Origin of the sequence: Arenibacter catalasegens (assembly GCF_002909235.1) — a bacterium.
GTDB classification, from domain to species: domain Bacteria; phylum Bacteroidota; class Bacteroidia; order Flavobacteriales; family Flavobacteriaceae; genus Arenibacter; species Arenibacter catalasegens.
The window spans coordinates 1-2,631 of the sequence record NZ_PHQQ01000065.1 but is presented as its reverse complement, the minus strand read 5'-3'; the positions used below and the strand labels follow the sequence as shown (position 1 = coordinate 2,631).

The following is a 2,631-nucleotide window of genomic DNA, read 5'->3' as shown; positions in this document are numbered from 1 at the left end:
TGGATATTCTATAGATACTGACCCCCCATTCTAGTGATGTTGACCCCTCTTGCTATTTTGGTTTACAAAAGATAAGACATGACAATATTACAGTTTTTTTCTAAGACTATTTCCTTTGAGTTCAATGCGATGTGATGAGTGCACCAAGCGATCTAAAATGGCATCTGCAATGGTTGCTTCCCCTATGATTTCATACCAAGAAGCTACCGGAAGTTGACTGGCAATAATAGTGGATGATCTCCCGTGCCTATCTTCAATGATTTCCATAAGATCCATTTGTTGTTGTTTGTCTAGATTGGCTAATCCAAAATCATCAAGAATCAGTAGCTCCACTTTGGCAATACGCCCAAAGAGTTTAAATATGCTTCCATCGATTCTTGCCATTTTGGTTTGTGCCAGTAATTTTTGCGCATTGAAGTAAAGTACTTTGGAGCCTTGGGCGCATGCCCTGTGCCCTAAAGCAGAGGCTATGAAGCTTTTGCCACATCCTGTAGCTCCTGTAATAAGTACAGATTCCCCTTTGACAAGGTACTGCCCGGTAGCCAGTTCGCTGATCTGTGATTTGTTCAGGCCTCTAACAGGGGTAAAACCTATTTCTTCTATAGTGGCACTATATCTAAACTTAGCGGTTCTTTTTAGCCGCTCAAAGCGTCTATTGGAACGATCCTCTTGTTCGCTTTGTAGTAGCATCTCCAGTCCTTCGCTTAGCGATAGTTGATGCTGTTCTCTAGTTTCGATAAAGGCGTCCCAGCGATCAGACATTCCCATTAAGCGTAATTGTTTTAGTTGAGTTTCAATGTTCGTCATTTGTTATTGATTTAAATTAATAGCTATTTTTCATTGTTATTTATAGGAGCTAGCTCCTCTGATATTATTGTGTTTTGGCAATGGACTTTGGACTACTTGACCATCATCGTTGGCCTCTACCATTTTGTTTTCTAAGATTCGCTTTAAAAAACCATAGGAATAATTGGTGCATTTGATAGCGATCTGACAAGCTTTGATAAACTTCTGGTGATTGGTTTGTTTGGAGAGTTTTAAAATCCCTTCACAAGTTCTGTAGAGCTGCTCTGGGTATTTATTCTGTTTGAATAGTGCCTCGATATATTGGTAAAGGGTTTCTGAATGAAGGTAGCCTCGTTGCATATAGAAGGTCGGGCTACGTTGCTTGTAATATTGATGGGTAGAGCATAAATGATCTTTTTGGGTGGTATATCCTGATTTCTTAAGCCCTCTGGGGTGCATCGCGATAAGGTTTCCATTATCCCCGAATATCCTTACCGTACTTCTGGTATAGATGACCCTGGTTTGTTTTCCTATATGAGCAAAAGGCACACTGTAATAGTGTTTGTCGTTACTCAAATAGATATGGTTGTTATGCGCTACTTTTAGGCTTTTATAATATTTTACTTCAAAATCTTGAGTAGGCAGGGGTAACAATACTTGTTTCTCATCGGCAATGAACTTCTCTACCCTAGAATAGTCTTTACGTTGCATACGGGTTTGGTTGTGCGCCTGCATTTTTTGTGCTACTGCTTTATTGAGTGAGAGTATATCGAAGAATTGTTGGTTGCGTATTTTGGCATACACACGGGAGTAGATCAGTTTGACATGGTTCTCCACCAAGGCTTTATCTTGAGGTTTTCGTACTCTGGCCGGCGTTACGGTAGTTCCGTAATGATTGGCGAAGTCTTCCAATACCCTATTGATACTAGGCTCGTATCTACTAGCTTTTACAATGGCCGCCTTTAAGTTATCAGGAACCAAGGTTTGGGGTGCCCCTCCTATATCTTTCAAACAACATTGGAGTGCATGGATAAAATCATCTGTCTTTTGGCTGGGCAGCGCCATGGCAAAACCATAGTCGGAATAAGGAAGACAGGCTACAAAAACCTGCACGCTAATCTCTTCCCCTGTTTCCCTATCGATGTAAGATAAAAGCTTGCCTGCAAAATCAATATAAAGCTTATCGCCAGGGGCATGTTCCAATACCAAAGAGGGTTTGCCTGCTCGGTGATGGCTACGTAAAATAGAGCAAAATTGGCTGTAACAATAATGATCGCAAACATGCTGCGCTTTATATTCCTCCCATAGGACCATTCGGTTTACGCCTACCTTTTTCAGTTCTTTGGTGTAATACTCCAGTTTATCCCTTAAAGGCAGGTACCGCTCATCCCTGTAGGCTGGATTGCCCGATAATAAAGCGGATTCTAGCTCTGGGTCTTCTAATGCAAGAAGCGTGGCTATGGGGATACGGCTGATCTTGACCTTTCTTACATAGTTCTTTACCGTGTTCTTGCTAATTCCAAGGGTTCTAGCTATCGTTTTATAGCCTTTACCTTGATGGTGCATTCGTAACAGTTGTTTTACTTGACTCATACGTTTTGGTTTTCCAGCCATAGACTATCTTTTGATGGTTAATAAACCATCAAGTAAAACCAAAATATAATAATCAAAGGGGTCAGCTTGCTCTAGAATAACTAATAACAAGGATCGCTTAAAAGCAATCTAGACCCAAAATTTGACTATCTTTTTTAATGTAGAGGGGTCAGCATCCGACAGAACGGCAGATGCATTCTCTGACCATTTTTAACCCCAGGTAGAGGGGTCAGCTTGCTCTAGCGTATCCAC

The 2,631-nt window shown here is 41.1% G+C and carries 2 protein-coding genes; both read right to left on the bottom strand.

The features are described 5' to 3' along the window. Positions 1-87: 87 nt before the first annotated feature. Positions 88-807, bottom strand: a complete 720-nt coding sequence (gene istB, locus CWD90_RS22805) for an IS21-like element helper ATPase IstB (RefSeq protein WP_103478356.1) — start codon at positions 805-807, stop codon at positions 88-90. A 36-nt stretch (positions 808-843) separates the two neighbouring features. Continuing rightward, complete coding sequence (istA, locus tag CWD90_RS22800; RefSeq protein WP_205161291.1) at positions 844-2,379, bottom strand: IS21 family transposase; 1,536 nt, start codon at positions 2,377-2,379, stop codon at positions 844-846. Positions 2,380-2,631: the final 252 nt, after the last annotated feature.

Excerpts from the sequence above, each read along its gene's own strand:
- istA (WP_205161291.1), bottom strand. The coding sequence starts at position 2,379 with ATGAGTCAAGTAAAACAACTGTTACGAATGCACCATCAAGGTAAAGGC.
- istB (WP_103478356.1), bottom strand. The coding sequence starts at position 807 with ATGACGAACATTGAAACTCAACTAAAACAATTACGCTTAATGGGAATG.